The organism is Affinundibacterium amnicola, from assembly GCF_014284275.1.
GTDB classification, from domain to species: domain Bacteria; phylum Pseudomonadota; class Gammaproteobacteria; order Burkholderiales; family Burkholderiaceae_D; genus Undibacterium; species Undibacterium amnicola.
Genome location: NZ_JACOFU010000003.1, coordinates 298,658 through 323,356, shown reverse-complemented (window position 1 = coordinate 323,356; position 24,699 = coordinate 298,658). Strand labels below are relative to the sequence as shown.

The window sequence follows — 24,699 nt, the reverse complement described above, 5'->3', positions numbered from 1 at the left end:
AATCATTGCAGCATTTATGTAGTTTTGCTACATTCATTCAAAATATTTCCGTAAATACCGATTTACCCGGACTCGCAAGCAATAAAAGGCACACTGCCCCATCACGGCAATGTCGACCGAAACAGAATGCGATTTACGCTACAGGATTAACCCGCAATGACAACAGCCTCTAATTTGCCGGCAACAATAACAGCGCCCTACCCTTGGCTGATCGCCGATATCGGCGGCAGCAATGCTCGCTTTGGTTGGGTCGCTGCCGCTGGTGCGGACATTACACAAGTAAGAACTTTGGCGGTGGCTGACTTCGCCACGCCAATTGCCGCTAGTGAAAAATATCTGCAGCAATTACAACAAGAATTAGGCGATCAATATCAAGCTCCAAGATGCGCTGCTTTTGCAGTCGCGACTGCTGTCGGGCAAGAGCAAATTCAATTCACCAACAGCCATTGGCAATTTTCACGTGCTGAGGTGAAAGCTGCTTTGCAATTAGATCGATTTATTGCCCTCAATGATTTTGAAGCTTTGGCCTTATCTCTTCCCCGTTTGAAGGCTGAACAGATACGTGCGCACGGCGCGCTACCACAACATTCAGGAACACTGGCGGTAGTTGGCCCGGGTACAGGCTTAGGCGTGGGATCGGTCATAGAAACTCGACATGGCTGGATCGCGATACCGGGAGAAGGCGGCCATGCAACCTTGGCAGCGACAGATGATTTTGAGGCCAGCGTGCTCACCCACGCGCGCGCGGAATTTAATCATATCTCTGCCGAACGATTGTTGTCGGGGATCGGTATGCCCGTTTTATATCGTTCTGTCGCGCGTAGCATGCAAGTCGAACCACAAGAGTTAAGCACAGAACAAATCGTCGAACGTGGCTTGCAAGGTCAAGATGCCATTTGCGCCAAAACGCTGGACTGTTTCTGTGCATTGCTTGGTAGCTTCTGCGGCAATATTGCGCTCACGGTTGGTGCACGTAGTGGTGTGTATATCGGTGGCGGCATCGTACCGCGTCTTGGCGACTACTTTTTTCAATCGCGATTCCGCGCAAAGTTTGAAGCGAAAGGTCGCTTCCAATCTTACTTACAACAAATTCCAACGGCGCTCATTACCGATACCTTGGCAGCACTTAGTGGTGCGGCCTTTGCTATTGAACAAAGTGAAGATTAAGCCCTATGCAGCGCTGCGCATTTCCTCTGATGATCTCCCAAGTCGCCAAACTGCCCCCACTCAGTAAGGCGTTTAGCAGCGCTGCATTTTTTCTTTCGTCACCTTCATTCACATCAAGGCTTTTCGTAGCTTGCTCCAAATTACTATTAATCCTGCTTGCGTCACTGCTCATCATCTCAGCCAGCCCAATTGGCAATGCGATGGCGCAACAAACAAATGATCAGATTCAACGCATCGAACCTGCTTCTTGGTGGATAGGGATGAAAAATCCAGAAGTACAACTGATGGTGCACGGGAAAAATATTGCGGAACTCAGTCCTCAAATTCAGCATCCGAGCGTCAGCATCAAGCAAGTGCATCGTAGTGACAATCCTAATTATCTGTTCATCGATCTAAACATTACTAGCAGCACGAAACCCGGCGTATTGGTGATCAATTTTCTGCACGCTCAAAAAGCGATGGGTAGCATTGATTTCCATTTACAAACAAGACGCACAAATTCTGCACAACGTGCAGGTTTCTCGCCACGCGATGCGATTTACTTGTTAATGCCAGACCGCTTCGCCAATGGCGATAAGGGCAATGATAATCAAAAGAATTACACCGATCGTCTTGCCCGCGATGTACCAGGTGGACGCCATGGCGGTGATATTCAAGGCATGCGCCAACATCTCGATTACATCGCCAAACTTGGCTTCACCATGCTCTGGCCAACACCCTTGATGGAAAATGCACAAGCAATCAACTCCTATCATGGTTATGCCGCGAGCGATTTCTATCGCATCGATCCGCGCTTTGGCAGCAATGTGGATTATCAACAGTTCGTCAAAGAAGCGAAGAGCAAAAATATCGGGGTCATTCAAGATGTGGTACTCAATCATATAGGCTCTCAACATTGGTGGATGCAAGATTTACCGAGTAAGGATTGGCTGAATTTCCCCCTGCAATATACTGAGACGAATCATATCCGCAGCACTTTACAAGACACGCACGCTGCACAAATCGACAAACAAAAATTTGCTGATGGATGGTTCGTGAAAACCATGCCGGATCTCAATCAACGCAATCCATTCTTAGCCAAGTATTTAATTCAGAACAGTCTATGGTGGATAGAATTTGCTGATTTATCCGGTCTGCGCACCGATACGTATTCTTACTCTGACAAAGATTTTCTGGCGCGCTGGTCTCAAGCTGTGATGGAGGAATATCCCAATCTGAATATCGTTGGCGAAGAATGGAGCATGAATCCGAATATCGTCGCCTATTGGCAGCGCGGTAAACAGAATCACGATGGCTATCGCTCATTCGTTCCAAGCTTGATGGATTTTTCTGTCTATCAAGCTTTGCACGCAAGTCTGGTTGGTGGCTATGGTAAAGATGCTGACATGATGACGATGTATGAAGCGATTGCGAATGATTTCATTTACGCCGATCCAGATAATCTAACAATCTTTGAAGGCAATCACGACACGCCACGTATTTTTTCTGCGCTGAATGAAGATATCGCCTTAAACAGGCTCGCCTTCGCGATGTTAGCAACGCTGCGCGGAATTCCGCAAATGTTTTACGGCGCCGAGATCTTGATGACCAGTCCAAAACAACGCGATGATGGCAAGGTTCGTGGTGATTTCCCGGGTGGTTGGGAAGGTGATCACGTCAATGCCTTTACCGGAAAAAATCTGAGTGTCGCACAACAAGAAATGCAAAATTTCGTCACGCGCTTATTCAATTGGCGTAAATCTACGACTGCAATCCACCAAGGAAAATTGTTGCACTTTATTCCTGAGAATAATTGCTATGTGTATTTCCGCATACACGACAAACAGAAGATCATGATCATCATCAATCGTAACGAAAAATCACTCCAGCTCGATTTAACGCGGTTTAACGAAGTGCTACAAAAACCCCATCAAGCACGCGAAATTATCAGCAATCAAAATCTTGTTTTAGAAAAAATGCTCAAGGTCGACGCCAAGACCGCGATGATTTTAGAACTGCACTAAGCCAAGTAACAAGCCAATAAGGCAAATCCCCCCCAACGAGGTCACATCATGAAAAATTTACTTTTCTCACTCTTACTCAGCATAGGCGCATTGAGTGCATTACCAGTTACAGCGCAAACTCGAAGCGAAGTCGTGCATCCAGCATGGACAAAAAATGCCACTATTTATGAAGCGAATATTCGTCAGCACTCAAAAGAAGGCAGCTTCCAGAAGTTTGAAGAATATCTGCCTGAACTCAAAAAAATGGGCGTGAAAGTCATCTGGCTAATGCCGATCAATCCTATCGGTGAGAAAAATCGCAAAGGCCCTTTAGGTAGCTACTATGCTGTGCGTGATTACCAAGGTGTCAATCCAGAATTTGGCACACCTGCCGACTTCAAAAAACTGGTGAAATCCATTCATGCACAAGGCATGTATGTGATTATCGATTGGGTGCCAAATCACACGGCCTGGGATCATCCTTGGTCTGAAAAGCATCCTGAGTTCTACAAAAAAGATAAAGACGGCAAATTTGTTCCACCCGTACCAGATTGGGCAGACGTGATTGCACTTGATTATAGTAATCAACAATTGCGCAAAGAAATGTTGGAAGCGATGCGCTTCTGGCTCACAGAATACAACATCGATGGTTTCCGCTGCGACGTTGCTGCGATGGTGCCGACAGATTTCTGGAACGATACTCGCAAAGAATTAGACAAGACCAAAAAAGTTTTCATGCTAGCAGAAGCGCATGAGTTCGAATTGCACGAAAAAGCCTTTGATATGACGTATGGCTGGCAATACAAAGACTTGTTTAATGAAATCGCTCAAGGCAAAAAATCGGTCAAAGATTTAGACGCGTATTTAAATGGCGAAGAAAAACATTATCATCCTGATGCGTATCGCATGTTGCACATCACCAATCATGATTTGAACAGCTGGGAAGGCACGGAGTTTGTTCGACTCGGTGATGCGGTAGAAACCTTTCTGGTGCTATCCAACATCATGAAAGGCATGCCTCTGATCTATAGCGGACAAGAAGCCGGTAATAACAAGGCATTGAATTTCTTTGAGCGCGATCCTATCGAATGGAAGGCTCATCCATTCAAACAGCTCTATACCAAACTGTTTCAATTGAAAAAAACGAATAAGGCTTTATGGAATGGTTTAGCGGGTGGCGAAATGCAGCGTATTCACACTGGCGCCGATGAGCATGTGTTTGCATTTACACGCGAAAAAGAGGGCAACAAGATAGTTGCGATCTTTAACTTGTCGAATAAAGCACAAACAGCCGATATTCAATCCGCACTGGCTAAAGGTAAATTACGTGATATCAATAGTGGCGCAAAAGCCCCACAAGGCGCTAACGTCAAATTTAATCTCAAGCCTTGGGAATATAAAGTGTTTGCGCAATAGTCAAAATGCAGTATTATGCGTATCAAATTCATGCCAATGTCATAGCGCAGAGTCGTAATACCAGTTTGTAGTAGAGGTAGTAGGAAGAGACGAAGTAGCACCAAGAAAATTAAACTATAAAAAGAACGCCAGCGTTTAACATTAAACGCTGGCGTTTTTTATTGTCTGATCGATTGGTATTTGCTGGTTAGCAGCATTTAGAGTTAATGCACCGCACACCAGCATCAGAAACAAGCACCAACCTTACCCCCTCAGTAAAGTAGAGAGCCACCTTTTTCATATTTTTTGTCTGCCGATCAGCAAATTTGATCTAGCTCAAGACGCATGTTGCGGTGCGCAACTACACTGTTTCCATCAGGTTCAGGAAAAAAACGCTCAAGCAAAAGAGTCATCAGAATCCACAAAATCAACATCCGTATTCATAATTTACATTGATAATTTATAGTGATAATTTAGTTTAATAACCAAGGAAAATGAAAATGAAAAAGCTCGTTCTCGCACTCTCTTTAGCATCAGTTGGTTTCATCAGCGCAGAAGCAATTGCACAAGATAGCCCATGGTTGGTTCGTGCACGTGTTGTGAATATCGACACCGCAAATAAATCTGATCAAGTTGGTGGTGTTGGCGCGGAAGACCGTATTACTGTGGGCAAGAAAACTATTCCAGAAATCGATATTTCTTATTTCTTCACACCAAATGTTTCTGCTGAATTGATTTTGACTTATCCGCAAAAACACGATGTGTACTTGGACGGTAACAATATCGGTACATTCAAACATTTGCCACCAACATTGTCTGCACAATACCACTTCGCGCCAAACGCTAGCATCAACCCTTACCTCGGCGTTGGTGTGAACTACACCAATATCTCTAAAGTGAATTTGTTAGGCGGCAAAGGTAGTTTAGAAAGCAGCAGCTTTGGCTTGTCTTTCCAAGCTGGTGTTGATTTCGCGATCGACAAAAATTGGTCTTTGAATTTGGATGTGAAAAAAGTACAGATTCGTAGCGATGTCAAAATTGCTGGCGCAAAAGCAAGTGCTGTTAAAGTTGATCCATTGTTGATCGGTGTTGGCGTAGGCTACCGTTTCTAATTTGGGTTTAAGCTAGTCGTACTTAAGTCCACAAAGTCGCCGCGCTGACAGCCCGGCGACTTTTGTATTTATCAGACCGATATTAAAGCTTAGGGCGCTTTTGCTTTCTTCGATTTGCCTGCATTGTTGGATTTCTTCTTGCTCGGATTTTTCTTCACAGGATTCGTCTTGTGATGCAATTCCGATGTCTTCACGTTGGTAGAACTGGTAGCTGTGGTTACCAGCGCAGCAGTTTCTATACTTGTGCCTGAATCTGCGCTTGGCGATACGGTCACGTCAACTTCTGCCGCTAAGTTTTTCTTATCCTGTTCGTCAGCCAGCGCAGGCAATTTCGCCATCGCCATATCGAGTACTTCTATCCAATGCATGACAGGTGTTTTTGTTCCAGATTGCAAATGCTGCTGGCACGCCATATTGGCACTGATAATGGCATCGGGATGAGTTCGCTCCAATGCGGCAATTTTATTGTCACGTAATTGCTTTGCCAAAGTCGGCTGTAAAATCGAATAGGTGCCTGCAGAACCACAACACAGATGACTATTCTCACAGCCACGCACATCGACACCAAGACTACCCAAGATCGCTTCGACCTTGCCTTTTACTTGCTGTCCGTGCTGCAAACTACATGGTGAATGCCAAACCAGTCGCTGAGAGATTTCTCCGCCAATCAAAGCGATCAATTCTGTCGTCAAATTTACCAAATATTCACTCAGATCCACAGTCAGCGCGCTAATCTGCTTTGCCTTTTCTGCATATTCAGGATCATGCGCGAGCAAGATTGCATAATCTTTGACTGTCACGCCACATCCAGACGCGGTCATTACAATCGACACATCGGATTGACTGGCCTCTGAAGTCTGATTGATCAATGGCCACCACGCATCAATATTTTGACGCGCTGCTGCCTTTGCGCCAGCCTCATCACTCAAATGCAAACGCACAGCACCGCAACAAGTTGCTTGGCTTGCCACAACTGCCTGTATTTGCAAACGATCCAACACCCGCTTGGTTGCGGCGTTGATATTCGGCGCCAAACTAGCTTGCACGCAGCCTTCCAATAAAATCACCTTGCGACTGTGCTGGCTGAACGGAATCTCGCTGGGCGCGGCCATCGCCGGAATTTTTTCCTGTAGTTGCTGCGGCAGTATGGGCTTCAATCGGCGCCCCCAGCGTAAAGCATGTTGAAATAAGCGTGGATTACTCAAACCATTTTTCAAGGCTGTACGGAGTAATCTTTGCGACCAGGATCGCCCAACTTGTTTTTCTACGATATCTCTTCCTATTTCCAACAAGCGCGCATAGTCAACACCAGAAGGACAAGTCGTTTCGCAACTGCGGCAGGTCAGGCATCGATCTAAATGGGTTTGTGTTTTTTGTGTTGCTTGCTGCCCCTCCAACACTTGTTTAATGAGATAAATCCGTCCACGCGGACCATCTAGTTCATCGCCCAATAATTGATAGGTCGGACAAGTCGCATTACACATGCCGCAATGCACGCACTGGCGCAGAATCTGTTCAGCCTCTTGCCCCTCAGTTGTGTGACTAAAAGTGTCGCTGATTTTGGTTTGCATACGTTTAGACCATCATTTTAAATAATTCAATTAAGCACTAAAAACACACTAAGAAAACAAGCGGCCGCGATTAAAAATAGACGCGGAATCAAATGTTTTCTTCAAATGCTGATGAATCTTCAGTAGTGGCACGCTCAAGGGCGTAAAGATGGGCTGTGCAGGATCTGCGTAGCGAAATTGCGTTAAGTGCCCACCCATTGCCTGCACCTGCTCGCGCAATGAATGCATTGACTCATGCGTCCATAACCACCGTTGCGAGCCGCCCCACTCGATTAAAGACTTGGATCGAATTTTTAGTGCAGGTGCCGTCGAAGGTAAGGAAAGGCGCAATAAAGCCAAACCATCTTCCGGTATAAAAAAATGATGTTCATGATCACATAATTTCGCCCAATACGAATGTATCTGTTCAAGTTCTTGCCCGCCTAGCTTTTGCTTTGCCAAACGTAAGGCGGATTCCGAACCTGATAAACGAATCAGCAATCGACCTGCGTGATAGCAACTTGCTGATATCGGCAAAGCCTGTCCCGCCCAAATATTCAAGACATGTAATGCATCTTGTTCGGACATCGCAAATGCCAGACTGGTTTCACATGCCGGGCGAGGCATCACTTTAAGCGTGATATCCAGTAATAAACCCAAGCTTCCCATGGAACCCGCCATCAATCGTGAAACATCATAGCCAGCGACATTCTTCATCACTTGCCCACCAAAACGTAAGAACTCGCCCTTGCCATTCATCATCGATACACCCAGCACATAATCACGCAGCGCACCATGCGTTGCGCGCCTGGGTCCAGATAAACCTGCTGCAACCATGCCGCCCAAAGTAGCGGTCTCACCGAAATGCGGCGGCTCAAACGCCAACATCTGACCATGTTGCGCTAACAAGTTTTCTATTTCTTGCAAAGGAGTTCCCGCGCGCGCTGTGATATACAACTCGGTCGGTTCATATTGAATGACGCCGCTATAAGTTCGTGTATCTAGTATGTCGCCAGCCACAGACTCGCCGTACCAAGATTTGCTCGCGCCGCCTTGTATACAAATTGCAGAGCCTGTTGCGCTTGCAGCCAGAATCTGTTGACGAAACTGCTGCAACAATTCCTGATGTGTGTCACTCATCATCAAACTCAATCATCTTTCAGATTAAAAGCGAGATAAATCAGGAAAACCTATTTTCCCCTGACTTACATGCATACGCCCAAATTCAGCGCATCGGTTTAAGGTTGGAATTGCTTTACTTGGATTGAGCAGATTGATCGGGTCGAATGCACGTTTCACACAAAAAAAACTAAGCAATTCTTCGGCATTAAATTGCACACACATCGAATTCAATTTCTCTATTCCTACGCCATGCTCGCCAGTAATGGTTCCACCAAGTTTGACGCACAGCGCTAAAACCTCGGCACCAAATGCTTCCGCTTTTTCAAATGCGCCAACATGGTTCGCATCAAACAAAATCAATGGATGTAAATTACCATCGCCAGCATGAAACACATTGGCACACACCATCTCATAACGCTGTTCCATTTGACGAATCGCATTCAAGACTTGCGCCAGATGTTTGCGTGGAATTGTGCCATCTACACAGTAATAATCAGGTGATATTCTGCCTGCCGCAGGGAACGCATTTTTGCGACCAGACCACAGTTTCAAACGTTCAGCTTCGCTAAATGACACAGTCAAATGACTTGCTCCAGCAGCATTCAAGATTGCACTCATGCGTATCACCTCTTCTGCTACCTCTTCCGCATTTCCATCTGACTCGCACAAGAGAATTGCAGCAGCACTGATATCGTAACCAGCATGCACAAAAGGTTCGACCATCCTGATTGAAGTTTGATCCATCATTTCGAGTCCCGCTGGAATAATGCCTTCCGCGATGATTTGTGCAACTGCGTGTCCAGCTTGTTCCACTTCACTAAATGAAGCCACAATCACTTGTGCAGTCTGCGCTTTCGGAATCAATTTCACAGTGACTTCGGTAACGATACCGAGCATTCCTTCCGAACCAATGAACACAGCAAGCAAGTCCAAGCCAGGTGAGTCAAGTGCCTCGCTCCCCAACTCAAGAATGTCACCATCCATCGTGATGATTTTTACGCGCAGCACATTGTGGTTAGTTAAACCATATTTCAAACAATGTACACCACCAGCATTTTCTGCAACATTGCCGCCTATGGTGCAAGCTAACTGTGACGAGGGATCGGGTGCGTAATACAAACCAGCATCGGCAACGGCGTCTGAGATGGCGAGATTGCGCACACCTGGTTGTACTTTGGCCGTTCGCGCATAGGCATTGAGTTCCAAGATTTTATTGAGCTTAGCGGTCGATAAAACGATACCGTTTTCGATTGGTGTTGCGCCGCCAGACAAGCCAGTACCCGCACCGCGCGGTACGACTGGTAATTGAAAATCACGACAAATTTTGAGTATCGCGACGATTTGCGTCTCGTTGTCAGGCAATACAACGATCAGTGGCAATTGCTTGTAGGTGCTTAATGCATCACATTCATACGGACGCGTATCTTCCGCATCGGACAAAATACTATGCGCGGGCATTATTTTGCGCAAGGCTGCTACGATAGCGGCTCGTGTCTTTGCACTATTCATCCAAACACCTCATGGTTTCACTGATATCAGCGATCACGATGAGTGTAGCCTGTAGCGAAGAATTTGTGAGTAGGAAATAATTATTAGATAAAAAAAAGACGCCGCAGCGTCTTTTTTTGTATGCAGCCGACAATTAGCTTATGCAGAAAACGAAGATCCGCAACCACAAGTCGATTGCGCATTCGGATTTTTAATCACGAACTGAGCACCTTCTAAATCATCTTTATAATCGATTTCAGCACCGACTAAATACTGGTAGCTCATCGCATCAACCAGCAATTGCACACCATTTTTATCCATAATGGTGTCGTCTTCATTGGTCACTTCATCAAATGTAAATCCGTATTGGAAACCTGAGCACCCGCCACCTTGCACGAACACACGTAATTTCAAATCTGGATTACCTTCTTCTTCAATCAATTGTGCGACTTTAGCAGCCGCACTATCGGTGAAAATAATTGGGGTTGGCATATCAGTAACAGCATTCATCATTTTCTCCTGCTTGTTGGCTCAAATTAGCACAAATTAGTTCAAATCAGATAGCTATTATAGACCTTATTTCGCAAGCTAGTTAGATGCCGCTAACTTCAAGACCGGCTCGGCATTTTGATCATGCGCAAGCTTTCCTGAAACTAAGGCGCCGTTCATCATTTCCAGTGCTTTGTAATGCACATCGCCCGAAATTTTTGCCTTGCTTTGCAATTCAATCAATTCAGTAGAAATCACTGGTCCATTAATCACACCGTTCACAACCACATGTCCGGCGCGAACCTCGCCATCAATGACGGCTTGCTCTGAAATCACCAAAATACTTGCCGTACCTGATTCAGCAATCACATTGCCTTTTACGTGCCCATCAATGCGTAATCCACCTTTAAAGTGAATGTCGCCCTCGATACTGGTACTTGAGCCGATTAGGCTATCAATGGTGCTTTTATTTTTACGATTAAACATGCAAACTCCTCTATCTTTTTAGAATATTGACAGTGTTTAATAAAAAGATCGCCGCTTATTAAGCTAGGCAATACACGACGAACTTACAAACTAAGCGATTGCTTAGCGCGTAACTCACCTTTTTCGAGAACTGTCATCTGTGCTGATTTTACGGTAACACCTTCTGGCAAAGCAATTTGTCCCTCTAATCTTTGGTAATGCTTAAACGAGAGTTTTAACTTTGCCGCCTCACCTGATTTAGGATCAGGAAATTCCATCATAACAGGTTTACCATCTTGAATTAGTGTCAAGCTGATATGCATTTCACCACTAAATTCACGAACCGTCTTACCACCTTGCATCACCAAGGCACGATAACGTAACTGGTTGGGAGCTGCCAATTCCATCTTTGCTTTTTGCAAAGTAATGCCCTGTGGACGATTAGCAGAAGGCATTAAACTCTCAAAAAATGCGAGATCGTCTTTGATTTTATTATTTTCGGCTGTCAAGGCATTGATTTGATCGGTCAATTGCTTTTGTATCGACTTCTCAATATTTTGCTGACTTTCTATGGTGGCCGCCACTGCTTGCAATTTGTCACGCTCCACAGTCAAGCTGCTAACTTTATCTTGCAAAGCAGTCATCTGCTCTGGCGAGAACTTAGGGCCAAAGGCAAAACTACGCCCCATGTCGTAAGTCCACATCGCGATTGCACCACCTAATCCAATTACCACTGCAAACAAGGCAAACTTAATCGGCCAAGGCAAATGCTGATTGATCGTCATCTTTGACGCTGTCATGCGACGACGAAAAAATTTAGAAATTGGCATAGTCAGGCTCAGATATCAGCTTAAGGATTGACTGGCACATGCTGCAAGCCAGTGCTTTCATCCAAACCGAACATGATATTCATGCACTGCACTGCCTGACCAGAAGCGCCTTTGACCAAATTATCCTGCACCACCAAAATCACAACATGTTTGCCATTGCCTGGACGGTGCAAAGCGATACGCAGCATATTCGAAGCACGGGTTGAGCGCGTCTCTGGGTGAGATCCAAATGGCATGACGTCAACAAAAGTTTCGTCTTTGTAGGCATCTTCAAACAAGGCTTGCAAAGCCTCATTGCTGATCTCTTTGGTTAATTGTGCGTATAAAGTGGAATGCATGCCGCGTATCATAGGCACCAGATGCGGGGTAAACAAAAGTTCGACTTTATCTTGAGTCAGACGCTGCAATTGCTCGATGGTTTCAGGTGTATGGCGGTGTCCGGCCACACCATAGGCTTTAAAACTGTCACTAGATTCAGAGAATAAAATCCCGATTTCTGCTTTACGACCTGCACCTGAAACACCTGATTTGCAATCAGCGATCAGATTACCTGCATCAATCACGCCAGCTTTCAATAAAGGCGCGAAGCCCAGTTGCATGGTCGTTGGATAGCAACCAGGATTACCGATCAAACGTGCGCTCTTAATTTTGTCACGATTGAGTTCAGGCAAACCATACACAGCTTCGGGCAATAAATCTTTGCAGCTATGTTCCATGCCATACCATTTTTCAAACTGCGCCACGTCTTGCATACGGAAATCCGCGGCCAGATCGATCACCTTCACGCCATTCGCCAAAAGTTCTGGTGCCTGCGCCATCGCCACGCCATGCGGGGTCGCAAAGAACACCACATCACACTCATTTAAGTTTGCTTTATCGGGCGAAGAAAACGCCAGATCAACACGGCCACGCAAGGAAGGATACATTTGCGCCACTGGTACGCCATCTTCCTTACGCGAAGTAATGGCAGTCAATTGCGCTTGTGGATGGGTCGCTAAAATTCTGAGCAACTCCACACCTGTATAACCTGTTCCACCTACGATACCGATCTTGATCATTTTTACTGTCCTAAACTGAAGCTGATGCCGTTAAGAAATTATGCGTGCATTCTAGCAGCCGAAACCTGAATTCCCAATAGACGATTGTTTCTGTTTGCCTTATCAAAAGGCATTTAAAGCTTTTTGCCGCAGAAGCGCAGAGGACGCAGAGGTTTTCTGGTGCAAGTCATTAATTCATGGCTTGTCATTCCCGCGTAGGCGGGAATCTAGTGACTCCAACTGGGCAAGCGAAAATGCTTCATCGAAATCAAAGCAAAAAACTCTGCGCCCTCTGCGCCTCTGCATCGAAAAAAATCCTAAATTACCAAAATTAAGGCGAAAAAAAACCGCCAAAATTTGGCGGTTTTTTGTTCCAGCAAAGAATCTGCAATAAGCAAATTAACGCTTGGAGAATTGTTTTGCGCGACGTGCTTTGCGCAAACCAACTTTTTTACGTTCAACTTCACGAGCATCACGAGTAACGAAGCCAGCTTTGGACAATTCAGATTTCAAAGTTGCATCGTAGTCGATCAAAGCACGTGTGATACCGTGACGAACCGCGCCGTATTGGCCAGATTCACCACCACCGTGTACATTGATCATGATGTCGAATGTTTCGAGGTGATTAGTCAACTCGAGTGGTTGACGGATAACCATCAAGCCAGTTTTACGAGAGAAATATTCGTCAGCTGGTTTGCCGTTGACAACAATCTTGCCGCTACCTGTTTTCAGGAATACGCGAGCAACTGCGCTCTTGCGACGGCCAGTTCCGTAGTTGTAATTACCGATCATGGCTATTCCTTAGATGTCGAGTACTTGTGGTTGCTGAGCTGCATGCGGATGCGTTGCATCTGCGTACACTTTCAACTTCTTGATCATTGCGTAACCGAGTGGGCCTTTAGGCAACATGCCTTTAACAGCCTTCTCTAACGCACGGCCTGGGAAGCGAGCTTGCATTTTTTGGAAGTTCGTTTCGTAGATACCACCTGGGTATCCAGTATGACGATAGTAAATCTTGTTCAGAGCTTTAGTACCAGTCACGCGCAGTTTAGCTGCATTAACTACGACGATGAAATCGCCCGTGTCGACGTGTGGAGTAAATTCTGGTTTATGCTTGCCGCGTAAACGGAGTGCCACTTCGCTGGCAACACGTCCGAGAACTTTGTCTGTCGCGTCAATCACGAACCAGTCGCGCTGAACCTCATGGCCCTTAGCGGAAAAGGTTTTCATGTTGAATCCTAAATAAAAAGATAAAAAACACCCTGATTTCGGTGGTTCTGCCATTGCTACTAAGCAGACGCTCCCTTGTTAAATTCTCTCCTGGGCGAACAGAGAGTCGGAAATTATAGTATTTTCAAAGACTTAGCGCAAGTACTCTTTACGCACTGTTTAAGTTTTAGGCAGTTTTGCAGATAATCTTCTAGACGGCTTGTCGTCAACAGGCATCAAACCTAGCTATGCGATGATAAAAAATGCAAAAAAAACCCGAAGACTTGGCTTCGGGAATAAGTCACTTGGTGTGACAGAGGAGATGCGTGAAGAGATTAATGACAAACTCACACGAAATCTGATTTGCATAGTAGGCGAATCAACTCAGTTATGCGAGAGAAACTTAATACCATCTAGAAAGTATCGAAATTCGCCACCCGAAGTAGCAGATTTCGTGCTTTTCTAGAGCATTAAGCAGCAGAAATTCATCTAAAGCACTGTGATTTGACATCAAAACAAGATCTGTCACGACTCAGTTACAATAGAGAAGTTTGTATAAATGCCCACACGGAGGAAGAAAATGGAAGTCAATGTAGCCTGGGCCGGAACTTCCGGCATGAGTTTTTTGGCAAAGACTGGATCTGGTCATGCGGTATTAATGGATGGCGCAGTTGAAGGTGGCGGCCATAATCTGGCGCCTCGCCCAATGGAAATGGTCTTACTCGGCACAGGAGGTTGTTCTGCCTATGACGTGGTATTAATTTTACGCAAGGGAAAACAGGACGTACGCGGCTGTGAAGTGAAGCTCAGCGCAGATCGCGCCGAAACCGAGCCTAAAGTTTTCACGAAGATTCATTTCCATTTCATCGTCACAGGTCGCAATCTCAAACCCAACTTGGTAGAGCGTGCGATTGCACTTTCGCATGAAAAATACTGTTCCGCATCGATCATGCTCGGTAAAACGGCAGAAATGTCACACAGCTATGAAATTATTGAAGACCTGACACTTGCCTCTGAACACGAGAAGACGGAATTGTAAAATGAAGCCTAAACATCAACGAGCATTTTCGTGAGTTCATGAAGGTAGTTTAGCGAATAAAAATGCCGGATCATTTCCGGCATTTTTTATCAATTGTGATCCAACAGTCTAAACGACTTCATCACGACTAAACATCGCTGTATAGCTAAAATAAAAAGTGCAATACATCACCAAAGAGATCGTTAGCATCACGGGCAACAACAGTACGCCGAGTACACCGCCACTTAAGCTCACCAACAAGGCGACGAAACTCAAAATGCCACACCAAGCCAGCAAATAAACCATAAATGCTTTACGTGCGCGCCAGACTGCGAAGAAGCTATAAAAAATCGCTTTTGCAACACCCATACCATGCCACATAACCAGTGGTGCGCCATACCAAAATCCCATCGCCGCAGGTGTATAAACCGCAAAGAAAGTCAACATGCCCCAGCCGATATCCGATTTCACCAAGGCTTTTTGATCGGCTTTCGATGGATCCGTTAAGTAATTCCACAAGGCACCATCATCAACAGGTATCGAACAAGCAAGTGAGCCGACCAAAGCCATGGTGTACAAACAACCTAACAGTAATAACGGCTTTAACGCTGGTGAACGAAACACAATGAGCAGCGAGCCAGTTGCAATCGGCTTACCTTGATCCACATCTCTGCATGCGTGCATGATGCCCATGCCCAACACGGGTCCGAACACAAAGGGCAAGAAACTGCCCAGATAAGGAATCAGGCTCAGACCCAAATTAAAAAAGATCAAGCCAAAAAACATAAACAGCAGTTCAAATGGATGTTTTTTGAATGTCTGAAAACCTTGCTGTATCCATTGCAAGCCCGCTTTGGGGATCGGTGTATTCATTTGTTTAGTCTGTTTTTTCTATTTAATCGACATTCGGATTTCAAATGTCGAACTTCAATTCTGCGGCAAAGCTGGAACTGGTTGTGAAATACGTAAGCGTAAGATGCGTTCAAAATGGGTAGGGTCATGCGGCGTCAACATTTCGGCATCACGAGGTTTGTAAAAATCATAGACCCGAGATAGCCAAAAACGGAAAGCTGCCGCACGCAACATCGGCTGCCAAGATACAGCCTCTTCCGCGGTAAATGGACGCACTGCGTGATACGCGCTTAACATCGCATTCACGCGCGCCAGATCCAATTCGCCAGTTGTTAAATCAATACACCAATCATTGATCGTCACAGCGACATCAAACAACCAAGTATCGCAACCAGCAAAATAAAAATCAAAAAAACCCGTCAAGCGCTCGCCATCAAACATCACATTATTGCGAAACAAATCAGCATGCACCGGACCTTGCGCCAAAGCCTGATAAGTTGATGTCAATGCAAATGCTGATTGGAACGCGATCTCTTCTTGCATCAACTGGCGATTGCTGTCCGATAAAAATTCCAATACTTTAGGTACAGTGATTTGCCACCAATCTAAGGAGCGTAAATTAGGCTGTTGAATCGCGAAATCACGTCCCGCCAAATGCATACGTGCCAGCATCGTGCCGACTTCTGCACAATGTACAGGCTGCGGTTCCATTTGCGAACTACCATTCAATTTACTAACGATGGCAGCAGGTTTGCCGTGCAAGGCAACACATAATTCACCATCTGCATTAGCAATCGGTGCAGGAACTAAAACCCCACGATCAGCTAAATGACGCATCAGTTTTAAGTAAAACGGCAATTGCTCGAAATTCAAATTTTCGAATATCGTCAGAACATATTCCCCCTGCTCTGTATCGATAAAAAAATTACTATTTTCAATGCCTGAAGCAATACCTCGAATATTCAGTGCCTGACCGAGCGGGAACTGCTTCATCCAGGGGGCAAGGTCTTCCAATGTTACCGATGTAAATACAGCCATATCTATCCACTATGAATGATAGGTAACTCTCACAATTCAAAATTCTAAGCTAGGCGCTAGAAAAGATTTTAGCTCGCCGCCTATGCTTGATAAGACAGGGATAAAAAATTCCACAACTAGGCATCGCTTCGAAATTTGAATGATAGGAGTTACCCTTATTTTTTCTCTGCCGGCATCGAGGCCGACGCTGCGCTTGCTGCAGTTGCAGAAGCAGGGGTCGATGCAGCTTTCGCTGCAGGAGGCGCGACTGATTTGGTAGAACCAGTCTTTGAAGTGGAATAAGGGCCTGGTGATAACACTGGCAAAGATTCGACTTCCTTCGTCTCTTTCTTACCGCCAAACTCCATCACTTTCCATTGCGCTGCGCGATTAGCATCACCTTCTGGGGTACCTTTCGGCGCATTATTTGGTTTCACCGTATAGGTGCTTTTGCCAGTACGAACCTGGACTTCTGTTACTTTACCGTTGTCTTTACGTTCAACGGTTTTTAACTTATTGCTCTCTGGCTTAATTAATTTAATATCAGAATCTGGACCTTCTTCTAGTTTTTCCAGTTTTGGTGGCGGTGGTGCCGTCTTTTCTTGAGCGATAGCCGCAGTGGATGCCGAAATTGCAAAACAGGTAGTCACTATCGTCGTGGCTAAACTAGTCAATAAGGTCAATGAGCTTTTCATGATTTTCACTTTAGATTCAATAGAAATACGAATAATTGCCCAGCATTGTAACAAAGCCCGAGCGTCCTTAGCAGGAAAGTATGTCGACTTGCCCTAGCGCTGAATCGCTTTTTTAATAGAGCAAACGACGACGCGAAAGAAAATAGCGTCAATGATAAGAATAGGACAACTATCGGACTAGCCAACGACGCAATGAAAAACTCAGGGCATCAACAGCGGCGACCAACAACAGCATGGCCAATATCACCGTCGCCGCACTCGACATCTGAAATAAGGACAAATGGTATTTCATCATTTGCCCAAGACCACCTGCACCAACCACGCCCAAAATGGCGGCAGCACGGATATTATTTTCCCAACGATACAAGGTGTAAGACAACATCTGCGGAAAGGCTTGTGGTAAGCGACTGTAAAGAAATGCCTGTGTGGCAGATGCGCCATTGATTCGCAGACTGGCTTCAATTTCAGGAGGACTATTGTCTAAGCTTTCAGCGAACAAACGCCCAAATACACCCGTGGTATGCGCAGCTAAAGCGATGGTGCCAGCAAACGGCCCTAAGCCGGCGGCAATCAACATCATTGATGCCCACACTAACTCAGGAATAGAACGCGCCACATTCAAGAATAATCCTGTGGTCACTTCTAAGCTCTTTCCAAAGCGCCCACTCGCTGGCAAAGCGAGCAACAAACCTAGCACTGCCGCAATCAAGGTACCTAAAGCTGACATCGACAAAGTCTCTAGTGCCGCATGTCCAACTTTGACTAACATCGGTGCGCTCAAATCTGGCGATGCAAATCCACTTAAGAATTCTCCCGCATTACTAAGCGCATCTTGCGTCAGCAAAGCGCGCCATTCCAATTGCAAACTCCAAAAGCTGGTGGCGACCAACAACAATACACCGGTAAGAACCAGTGCACGCGTCATCGTCCACACGGGCGGCGCGACTGGCATCGCGGTTTGCGAATAGCTTGACCGTAATCTCATCGATTCAAACTCTTTCTCGCGACATGGCTGAGCAAATCGGCTGCGGCAACCAACACAACAAATACGCACAAGATAGTCGAGACCTCTGCGCCTGCCAGCATTTTCAAGGATTCATCCATGCGCTGCCCCAAACCACCAGCACCGACAAAGCCCATTACCACCGAACCACGAATCGCACATTCCCATCGATAAATTGTGTACGACGTTAGTTCCGGCAAGGCATTCGGCAAAGACCCGAATAAGAAAGCGGATAAACGACTACTACCATTGCGTAATAAAGTATCGCTGGCATGGGCATCACTGCTTTCCAAAATTTCTGCATAGACCTTACCCAGCATGCCTGCATAGGTCAGTGCGATCGCGAATACACCTGCAGTTGCTCCCAAACCCACAATACGAACAAACAACAGGGCCCACACCAACTCGGGCACGCTACGCAGAATCACCAAGATCCAACGCACGATTTGCCGAATTAGTTGAGATGAGATACGCATCTGCAAACGCCCAATGCGCGAGATCGATAAGTGTTCAGAAATAATAAAGGCCGCGGGTATCGCGAGCAGCAATGCCAAGACCAGGCCAGCCGTGGCGATGGCAATCGTCTGCCAAGTCGCGACAAGCACAATCTGTAAAAAATCGGCGGAGAGTTCGGGCGGAAAAAAGTTTAAGATAAAACGCCAGCCTGCTTGCAAACTCTGTTGATCAAGCAGTATCCAAGGTTTAAATTCTGAATACACCAACATCGGCCATAGCAAGATCAAACCAAGAATCGTCCATGTAATACGGCCTCGCCAAGCTGGGTCGCTTGGAACATCAAGTCGAACTCCATCGGTTTTGGATAAAGTTGATTGAGAAAGTTGTGAAGATGAAGAAAGTAGCGGCATCAAAAACACCGTACATGCTCAATGGTAGTCGCATCCTTGCTCGTGATGTCCACAACTTGTTTGCTAGATTCCGCATTTTCATATAATGCCGCAATCATCGCATCAGTGACTGGCTTGCCATCAATCGTGTCAAACATGATTTTTCCATCACGTAAGCCGATAATGCGCTGAAAATGTGCGCGCGCCAATTCCACTTGATGCAGACTGCAAATCAAGGTCGCGTTCGCTTGTTGCGCCTCTTGCTGTAGTACCTGCAAAGTCTGTAGCGCCAAGCTAGGATCTAAAGCCGACAATGGTTCATCAACGATCAACAAACTTGCTTCGGACACCAACAAGCGTGCCAAGGCACAACGTTGGCGCTCACCACCGGACAAGCGATCAACCCGCGCATACAGTTTATCTTGTAATTGAAAACGCGATAAAGCCTGCCATGCCAAAGCAGGATCGACAGGCTTAATGAGATTGCGAAACGCTTGCCATAAATTCCAATGCGGCAGGCGCCCCGCCAGCACCGACGTGACGACACGTTGACGACTAGGCAAAGGTGGCGTTTGTGGCGCTAAAAATAAATGGCGACGCAAGATATGTCGCTCGCGATGTGACAAGCTCCACATGCGCTGCCCCATGAAATAAAGCGCACCTTCGCATGGCTGTATCGCGGCTGCCATCGTATGCAACAAAGTGGTTTTGCCAGCACCAGATGGACCAATAATCGCGATCTGTTCACCCGCACTTACCTGCAAATGAATCGACTGCAAAGCTGGCACCGCATCGCGTGCGGATGCCAAATGACGCACCGACACATTTTCTAATTGCAGTAGGTAAGATGTATTTTCTGGCGACACCAAATCCGACATTATTTCAACAACCCAGCCTGCTGCGCAGCGACTTCAATCGCTTTGTAATTGTCAGCTTTTGTAGGAATAAAACGCAAAGTTCTTTGCAGATCCAAAATCTCTTTATCTTTCGGATTATTACTATCCAAACTTAAAAAAGCATCGCTGATTTTTTTACGCAACTCAGCAGGCATATCGCTGCGCACAGTCCAGTTGTAATCAAAATAGCCGGGAGTTGTGTAGAACACACGAACCTGTTTAACATCGACTTTATTTTGACTCACTAACTTTTCCCACACTGAAATATTCAAAGCACCAGCATCGACTTTACCACCCGCCACTGCCGCTACCGTCGCATCATGCGCACCTGAAAAGGCGATGCGTTTCATATCCGTATCGGGATTCACTTTGGCATTTAATAAAAATGAACGCGGCATTAAATGTCCGGAAGTGGAAGATTCTGAACCGAAGCTAAAGGTTTTGCCTTTTAAGTCTTCTAATTTATTGATCGATGGGTTAGTAGTAATGAATACCGATTTAAACTTCTCATCTTCTTCACGCTGCACCAAAGGAATCACTTGGTCTTTGCTGCGAATTTTTGCCTGCACAAAAGTAAAGCCACCAAACCACACCATATCGAGTTTGCCTTTAGTGAGGCCTTCAACCGATGCAGCGTAGTCCGTGACTGGTGTGAACTCCACTTTCATTCCCAATTTCTTCTCTAAATATTCACCCAATGGCTTAAATTTGCGTTGCAATTCCGTTGGCGCTTCATCAGGAATCGCCGATACACGCAAAACCTGCTGGGCATGCACGTTGCCAACGCCAAAACAAGTCAGCGACAATAATAAGGCGAGAGAAAAACGACGTGAGTTTGAGATTTTCATGATTTTTGGCAATCGAAGAGAATGAAGAAGAAGCCCGCATTCTAAGCGAAAAGCGGGCTAAACGAAGGATGAAGCGCGATCTTTTGTGGGTCAGTACAAAGCCTCAAAAACATTTACAAATACAACATACGCTGACGCTCTTCGTCTGAAGGTTCAATATCGTGCGCTTCATAGAAGGCAAAAATCGCATCAACAATATTTGCAGGTTCATCAATCACTTGTACCAAATTGAGATCGTTATCTTCAATCAAACCCATATCTGCCATCTGTAATCGGATCCAATCTAAAAATCCTTGCCAGAAATTAGTGCCAACCAAAATCACTGGAATACGCTTGCTTTTACCAGTCTGCATCAGCGTCAACACCTCCATCAGTTCATCCATAGTCCCAAATCCTCCTGGGAAAATGATATAGGCATCAGCGTATTTAACAAACGACACTTTGCGTGCAAAGAAATGCCGAAAATTCAAAGAAATATTCTGCCAAGGATTGGTTTTTTGCTCGTGTGGCAATTCAATATTCAAACCCACCGACGCCGAAACGCCCTCATAGGCACCGCGATTGGCGGCCTCCATAATCCCGGGGCCACCACCAGAAATCACCGCAAAACCCTCATCGGATAGGCGTTTTGCCACATCAACGCATTGCTGATAATACGGATTTTCTGGCTTAATTCTGGCAGAACCAAAGATTGTGACCGCTGGCCCTAAGGCCGACAGACGTTCGGTAGATTCGATAAACTCTGCCATAATCGTGAACATATGCCACGACTCACGGGCTTTTAAGGCAGTCGCCTTATCTTTGTCTGTGATCTGGCGCAGTTTCAAAATTCTTTTTCCGCTGTCATTCATACCTAAAATCCTTATGCAAAAAACTCTGTTATTAGTCGACGGCTCTAGCTATTTATACCGCGCTTTCCACGCCCTGCCCGACTTGCGCAATATGCGCGGCGAACCGACAGGTGCGATTCACGGCATGGTCAATATGATGCGCAAGCTGCGCCAAGATTATCCCGCAGCTTACATGGCTTGTGTGTTTGATGCCAAGGGCAAGACCTTTCGCGACGATCTCTATCCAGAATATAAAGCACAGCGCGCGCCTATGCCAGACGATTTACGCTTACAAATCGAACCTATTCATCAGGCCGTCGCAGCGATGGGTTGGCCTATCTTGATGGTCGAAGGCGTAGAAGCGGATGACGTGATTGGCACGCTCGCGGTTGAAGCCACTGCACGCGGCATGAACACCATCGTCTCCACGGGCGATAAAGATCTGGCGCAATTGGTCAATGCCAACGTGACTTTGATCAACACCATGAGCAATGAAAAACTCGACGAAGCGGGCGTACTCGCCAAGTTTGGCGTACCGCCAAATCGCATCATCGACTATTTAACCCTGATCGGCGACACCGTCGATAACGTCCCTGGTGTGACCAAGTGCGGCCCCAAAACTGCGGTCAAATGGCTGACCGAATACGATAGTCTAGACGGCGTGATCGCCAATGCCGACAAGATCAAAGGTGTGGTTGGTGACAATCTGCGCGCGGCTTTAGACTGGTTGCCACAAGGCCGAGTCTTAATCACCGTAAAGACCGATTGCGATCTCGCTGGCCATCATATTTCTATCGACGAATCACTCAAAGCGAAAGAAGAAAATCGTGAGGAAATGATCGCCTTCTTGCAGCATCAAGGCTTCAAGAGTTTATTGCGCGAGTTTGGCGTTGATCCGGTAGCAGGCTCAGCACCAAGCAAAGCGGCACCAGCGCAAGGTGGTTTGTTTGGCGACGACGCTACTAACAATGCTGTCGCAAGCACTACGCCCGCAACAATCCCAGCCGCGCCCGCCGTCACACATTACGAAATGATTTTGACCGAAGCCCAGCTCGATACTTGGCTAGATAAAATCAATCAAGCCGCCCTCACCTCGGTCGATACTGAAACCACGTCGCTAGAACCGATGAACGCGCAAATGGTCGGCATTTCTTTATGCTGCGAGGCTGGCATAGCCGCTTACATTCCACTGGCACACAATTATCCGGGCGCACCAGAACAATTGAATCGTGAATTTGTGCTCAGCAAAATGAAGGCGTGGTTAGAAGACGCGAGCAAGGCCAAGGTCGGACAAAATCTCAAATACGACAGCCACATTTTTGCCAATCACGGCGTGCATCTGCGTGGCATTTTGCATGACACTTTGCTGCAATCCTATGTCTTCGAATCACACAAATCGCACGACATGGATAGTTTGGCGATGCGTCATTTAGAGCGTAAAACCATCAGCTTTGAAGAAGTCTGCGGCAAAGGCGCTTCGCAAATTGGCTTCGACCAAGTCGATCTGGAACGCGCCACTGCTTACGCGGCAGAAGATGCCGACATCACTCTACAACTCCATCAAGCAATGTGGCCGCAAGTTGAACCTTACGATAAATTACGTTTCATCTACGACAAAATTGAATTACCAACGTCCGTCGTTTTACAAAAGATAGAACGCAATGGCGTGTTGATTAATCGTGATTTACTCGCCACGCAATCACATGAAATCGGCAATCGTTTATTAGAGCTGGAACAAAAGGCATACGAACTGGCTGAGCAGCCATTCAACTTAAATTCACCCAAACAACTCGGTGAAATTTTCTTCGGTAAACTTGGTCTACCCGTCGTCAAAAAAACGCCGTCTGGCGCGCCATCCACCGACGAAGAAGTTTTACAAAAACTAGCAGAAGATTATCCGCTGCCAAAAGTCTTATTGGAATACCGCGGCCTCGCCAAACTCAAATCGACCTACACCGATAAATTGCCGAAGATGGTCAACAGCGATACCGGTCGCGTACATACCAACTACGCACAAGCCGTTGCCGTCACAGGTCGCCTCGCATCCAACGATCCGAATCTGCAAAACATTCCGGTACGAACTGCCGAAGGTCGCCGCATCCGTGAAGCCTTTGTCGCCGCACCGGGCAATAGCATCGTCTCCGCCGACTATTCACAAATCGAATTACGCATCATGGCGCACATCTCTGGCGACACGAGTTTACTCAAAGCCTTTGCAGACGGCGAAGACGTACACCGCGCCACCGCCTCCGAAATTTTTGGCGTCACATTAGCGGAAGTCACCAGCGAACAAAGACGTTACGCCAAAGTGATTAACTTCGGCCTGATCTACGGCATGAGCGCGTTCGGCTTAGCGGGCAACCTCGGCATAGAACGTAGCGCAGCGCAAAGCTACATTGACAAATATTTTCTACGCTACCCAGGCGTCGCGCACTACATGGCCGACACCAGACTCCAAGCCAAAGCCCACGGCTATGTAGAAACCGTCTTCGGCCGCCGCCTCTGGCTACCAGAAATCAACAGCCCCAACGGCCCACGCCGCCAAGGCGCAGAACGCGCTGCGATCAATGCGCCTATGCAGGGTACGGCTGCAGACTTGATAAAACTGGCGATGATTGCGGTGCAGAATTGGTTGGAGACCGATGGCTTGCAATCCAAAATGATTATGCAGGTGCATGATGAATTGGTGCTGGAAGTCGTGGCTGAAGAGTTGGAATTAGTGAAGCGTAAGTTGCCAGAGTTGATGGCTGGGGTGGCTGAGTTGAAAGTGCCTTTGTTGGCTGAGGTGGGCGTGGGGTTGAATTGGGAAGAGGCGCATTAATTCACCGCCATAAATCCCATTCTCGGGC

Annotated in this window: 23 protein-coding genes; 6 read left to right on the top strand and 17 right to left on the bottom strand. The window is 46.4% G+C overall.

Annotated features, from left to right (window positions below; all coding sequences use genetic code 11):
• Positions 1-156: 156 nt before the first annotated feature.
• From glk to H8K33_RS09385, 4 genes are all read left to right on the top strand, one after another.
• Entirely contained in the window at positions 157-1,167 is a 1,011-nt protein-coding gene (glk, locus tag H8K33_RS09400) for a glucokinase (RefSeq protein ID WP_186890761.1), read from the top strand.
• A gap of 200 nt (positions 1,168-1,367) precedes the next feature.
• Entirely contained in the window at positions 1,368-3,170 is a 1,803-nt protein-coding gene (locus H8K33_RS09395) for a glycoside hydrolase family 13 protein (protein WP_186890760.1), read from the top strand.
• A gap of 48 nt (positions 3,171-3,218) precedes the next feature.
• Entirely contained in the window at positions 3,219-4,565 is a 1,347-nt protein-coding gene (locus H8K33_RS09390; protein WP_186890759.1) for an alpha-amylase family glycosyl hydrolase, read from the top strand.
• A 479-nt stretch (positions 4,566-5,044) separates the two neighbouring features.
• Complete coding sequence (locus tag H8K33_RS09385; protein ID WP_186890758.1) at positions 5,045-5,656, top strand: OmpW/AlkL family protein; 612 nt, start codon at positions 5,045-5,047, stop codon at positions 5,654-5,656.
• An 89-nt stretch (positions 5,657-5,745) separates the two neighbouring features.
• Here H8K33_RS09385 and glcF read toward each other — a convergent pair whose 3' ends face one another.
• The 9 genes from glcF to rplM all read right to left on the bottom strand — a co-directional run bounded on the left by glcF (position 5,746) and on the right by rplM (position 13,867).
• Positions 5,746-7,227, bottom strand: a complete 1,482-nt coding sequence (glcF, locus tag H8K33_RS09380) for a glycolate oxidase subunit GlcF (RefSeq protein WP_186890757.1) — start codon at positions 7,225-7,227, stop codon at positions 5,746-5,748.
• Positions 7,228-7,275: 48 nt separating this feature from the next.
• The gene (gene glcE / locus H8K33_RS09375; RefSeq protein ID WP_343043801.1) at positions 7,276-8,346 is read right to left on the bottom strand and encodes a glycolate oxidase subunit GlcE; all 1,071 of its coding nucleotides are present in this window, start codon (positions 8,344-8,346) and stop codon (positions 7,276-7,278) included.
• Positions 8,347-8,370: 24 nt separating this feature from the next.
• Positions 8,371-9,837, bottom strand: a complete 1,467-nt coding sequence (locus H8K33_RS09370; protein ID WP_186890755.1) for an FAD-linked oxidase C-terminal domain-containing protein — start codon at positions 9,835-9,837, stop codon at positions 8,371-8,373.
• Between the two features lie 138 nt (positions 9,838-9,975).
• On the bottom strand, positions 9,976-10,326 hold the full coding sequence (gene erpA / locus H8K33_RS09365) for an iron-sulfur cluster insertion protein ErpA (RefSeq protein ID WP_186890754.1): 351 nt from the start codon (positions 10,324-10,326) through the stop codon (positions 9,976-9,978).
• A gap of 78 nt (positions 10,327-10,404) precedes the next feature.
• On the bottom strand, positions 10,405-10,791 hold the full coding sequence (locus tag H8K33_RS09360) for a bactofilin family protein (protein ID WP_186890753.1): 387 nt from the start codon (positions 10,789-10,791) through the stop codon (positions 10,405-10,407).
• Between the two features lie 83 nt (positions 10,792-10,874).
• A complete protein-coding gene (locus tag H8K33_RS09355; protein WP_186890752.1) occupies positions 10,875-11,600 on the bottom strand; it encodes a DUF6776 family protein in 726 nt (241 codons plus the stop codon).
• A 20-nt stretch (positions 11,601-11,620) separates the two neighbouring features.
• Positions 11,621-12,658 (bottom strand): N-acetyl-gamma-glutamyl-phosphate reductase, encoded by a 1,038-nt coding sequence (gene argC, locus H8K33_RS09350; RefSeq protein WP_186890751.1) that lies wholly within the window; start codon positions 12,656-12,658, stop codon positions 11,621-11,623.
• Between the two features lie 378 nt (positions 12,659-13,036).
• Complete coding sequence (gene rpsI, locus H8K33_RS09345; protein WP_186890750.1) at positions 13,037-13,429, bottom strand: 30S ribosomal protein S9; 393 nt, start codon at positions 13,427-13,429, stop codon at positions 13,037-13,039.
• A gap of 9 nt (positions 13,430-13,438) precedes the next feature.
• Positions 13,439-13,867, bottom strand: coding sequence for a 50S ribosomal protein L13 (gene rplM, locus H8K33_RS09340; protein WP_186890749.1), 429 nt, complete (start codon positions 13,865-13,867; stop codon positions 13,439-13,441).
• A 559-nt stretch (positions 13,868-14,426) separates the two neighbouring features.
• Here rplM and H8K33_RS09335 point away from each other — a divergent pair.
• Entirely contained in the window at positions 14,427-14,885 is a 459-nt protein-coding gene (locus H8K33_RS09335) for an OsmC family protein (protein ID WP_186890748.1), read from the top strand.
• A gap of 108 nt (positions 14,886-14,993) precedes the next feature.
• Here H8K33_RS09335 and H8K33_RS09330 read toward each other — a convergent pair whose 3' ends face one another.
• The 8 genes from H8K33_RS09330 to H8K33_RS09295 all read right to left on the bottom strand — a co-directional run bounded on the left by H8K33_RS09330 (position 14,994) and on the right by H8K33_RS09295 (position 21,871).
• The gene (locus H8K33_RS09330) at positions 14,994-15,737 is read right to left on the bottom strand and encodes a BPSS1780 family membrane protein (protein ID WP_186890747.1); all 744 of its coding nucleotides are present in this window, start codon (positions 15,735-15,737) and stop codon (positions 14,994-14,996) included.
• A gap of 54 nt (positions 15,738-15,791) precedes the next feature.
• Complete coding sequence (locus H8K33_RS09325; RefSeq protein WP_186890746.1) at positions 15,792-16,754, bottom strand: homoserine kinase; 963 nt, start codon at positions 16,752-16,754, stop codon at positions 15,792-15,794.
• Positions 16,755-16,909: 155 nt separating this feature from the next.
• Positions 16,910-17,428, bottom strand: a complete 519-nt coding sequence (locus H8K33_RS09320) for a hypothetical protein (RefSeq protein ID WP_186890745.1) — start codon at positions 17,426-17,428, stop codon at positions 16,910-16,912.
• Positions 17,429-17,597: 169 nt separating this feature from the next.
• Complete coding sequence (gene phnE, locus H8K33_RS09315) at positions 17,598-18,413, bottom strand: phosphonate ABC transporter, permease protein PhnE (protein ID WP_390319269.1); 816 nt, start codon at positions 18,411-18,413, stop codon at positions 17,598-17,600.
• Complete coding sequence (locus H8K33_RS09310; protein WP_186890744.1) at positions 18,410-19,297, bottom strand: PhnE/PtxC family ABC transporter permease; 888 nt, start codon at positions 19,295-19,297, stop codon at positions 18,410-18,412. Before H8K33_RS09310 ends, phnE begins: the two co-directional genes overlap by 4 nt.
• The gene (locus H8K33_RS09305) at positions 19,297-20,154 is read right to left on the bottom strand and encodes a phosphonate ABC transporter ATP-binding protein (RefSeq protein WP_186890743.1); all 858 of its coding nucleotides are present in this window, start codon (positions 20,152-20,154) and stop codon (positions 19,297-19,299) included. Before H8K33_RS09305 ends, H8K33_RS09310 begins: the two co-directional genes overlap by 1 nt.
• Positions 20,154-21,020, bottom strand: coding sequence for a putative selenate ABC transporter substrate-binding protein (locus H8K33_RS09300; RefSeq protein WP_186890742.1), 867 nt, complete (start codon positions 21,018-21,020; stop codon positions 20,154-20,156). Before H8K33_RS09300 ends, H8K33_RS09305 begins: the two co-directional genes overlap by 1 nt.
• Positions 21,021-21,133: 113 nt before the next feature.
• Positions 21,134-21,871 (bottom strand): LOG family protein, encoded by a 738-nt coding sequence (locus tag H8K33_RS09295; protein WP_186890741.1) that lies wholly within the window; start codon positions 21,869-21,871, stop codon positions 21,134-21,136.
• Positions 21,872-21,884: 13 nt separating this feature from the next.
• Here H8K33_RS09295 and polA point away from each other — a divergent pair, with 13 nt between their 5' ends.
• Entirely contained in the window at positions 21,885-24,671 is a 2,787-nt protein-coding gene (polA, locus tag H8K33_RS09290; RefSeq protein ID WP_186890740.1) for a DNA polymerase I, read from the top strand.
• Positions 24,672-24,699 lie beyond the last annotated feature (28 nt).

What these genes read in the sequence shown, in the direction of transcription:
- H8K33_RS09355 (WP_186890752.1), bottom strand. Translation starts at nt 11,600, where the DNA reads ATGCCAATTTCTAAATTTTTTCGTCGTCGCATGACAGCGTCAAAGATG.
- glcF (WP_186890757.1), bottom strand. Translation starts at nt 7,227, where the DNA reads ATGCAAACCAAAATCAGCGACACTTTTAGTCACACAACTGAGGGGCAA.
- rpsI (WP_186890750.1), bottom strand. Translation starts at nt 13,429, where the DNA reads ATGATCGGTAATTACAACTACGGAACTGGCCGTCGCAAGAGCGCAGTT.
- H8K33_RS09330 (WP_186890747.1), bottom strand. Translation starts at nt 15,737, where the DNA reads ATGAATACACCGATCCCCAAAGCGGGCTTGCAATGGATACAGCAAGGT.
- polA (WP_186890740.1), top strand. Translation starts at nt 21,885, where the DNA reads ATGCAAAAAACTCTGTTATTAGTCGACGGCTCTAGCTATTTATACCGC.
- glcE (WP_343043801.1), bottom strand. Translation starts at nt 8,346, where the DNA reads ATGAGTGACACACATCAGGAATTGTTGCAGCAGTTTCGTCAACAGATT.
- H8K33_RS09385 (WP_186890758.1), top strand. Translation starts at nt 5,045, where the DNA reads ATGAAAAAGCTCGTTCTCGCACTCTCTTTAGCATCAGTTGGTTTCATC.
- H8K33_RS09320 (WP_186890745.1), bottom strand. Translation starts at nt 17,428, where the DNA reads ATGAAAAGCTCATTGACCTTATTGACTAGTTTAGCCACGACGATAGTG.
- H8K33_RS09395 (WP_186890760.1), top strand. Translation starts at nt 1,368, where the DNA reads ATGGCGCAACAAACAAATGATCAGATTCAACGCATCGAACCTGCTTCT.
- argC (WP_186890751.1), bottom strand. Translation starts at nt 12,658, where the DNA reads ATGATCAAGATCGGTATCGTAGGTGGAACAGGTTATACAGGTGTGGAG.
- H8K33_RS09310 (WP_186890744.1), bottom strand. Translation starts at nt 19,297, where the DNA reads ATGCCGCTACTTTCTTCATCTTCACAACTTTCTCAATCAACTTTATCC.
- H8K33_RS09335 (WP_186890748.1), top strand. Translation starts at nt 14,427, where the DNA reads ATGGAAGTCAATGTAGCCTGGGCCGGAACTTCCGGCATGAGTTTTTTG.
- glk (WP_186890761.1), top strand. Translation starts at nt 157, where the DNA reads ATGACAACAGCCTCTAATTTGCCGGCAACAATAACAGCGCCCTACCCT.
- H8K33_RS09325 (WP_186890746.1), bottom strand. Translation starts at nt 16,754, where the DNA reads ATGGCTGTATTTACATCGGTAACATTGGAAGACCTTGCCCCCTGGATG.
- phnE (WP_390319269.1), bottom strand. Translation starts at nt 18,413, where the DNA reads ATGAGATTACGGTCAAGCTATTCGCAAACCGCGATGCCAGTCGCGCCG.
- H8K33_RS09370 (WP_186890755.1), bottom strand. Translation starts at nt 9,837, where the DNA reads ATGAATAGTGCAAAGACACGAGCCGCTATCGTAGCAGCCTTGCGCAAA.
- H8K33_RS09295 (WP_186890741.1), bottom strand. Translation starts at nt 21,871, where the DNA reads ATGAATGACAGCGGAAAAAGAATTTTGAAACTGCGCCAGATCACAGAC.
- H8K33_RS09305 (WP_186890743.1), bottom strand. Translation starts at nt 20,154, where the DNA reads ATGTCGGATTTGGTGTCGCCAGAAAATACATCTTACCTACTGCAATTA.
- H8K33_RS09360 (WP_186890753.1), bottom strand. Translation starts at nt 10,791, where the DNA reads ATGTTTAATCGTAAAAATAAAAGCACCATTGATAGCCTAATCGGCTCA.
- erpA (WP_186890754.1), bottom strand. Translation starts at nt 10,326, where the DNA reads ATGAATGCTGTTACTGATATGCCAACCCCAATTATTTTCACCGATAGT.
- H8K33_RS09300 (WP_186890742.1), bottom strand. Translation starts at nt 21,020, where the DNA reads ATGAAAATCTCAAACTCACGTCGTTTTTCTCTCGCCTTATTATTGTCG.
- H8K33_RS09390 (WP_186890759.1), top strand. Translation starts at nt 3,219, where the DNA reads ATGAAAAATTTACTTTTCTCACTCTTACTCAGCATAGGCGCATTGAGT.
- rplM (WP_186890749.1), bottom strand. Translation starts at nt 13,867, where the DNA reads ATGAAAACCTTTTCCGCTAAGGGCCATGAGGTTCAGCGCGACTGGTTC.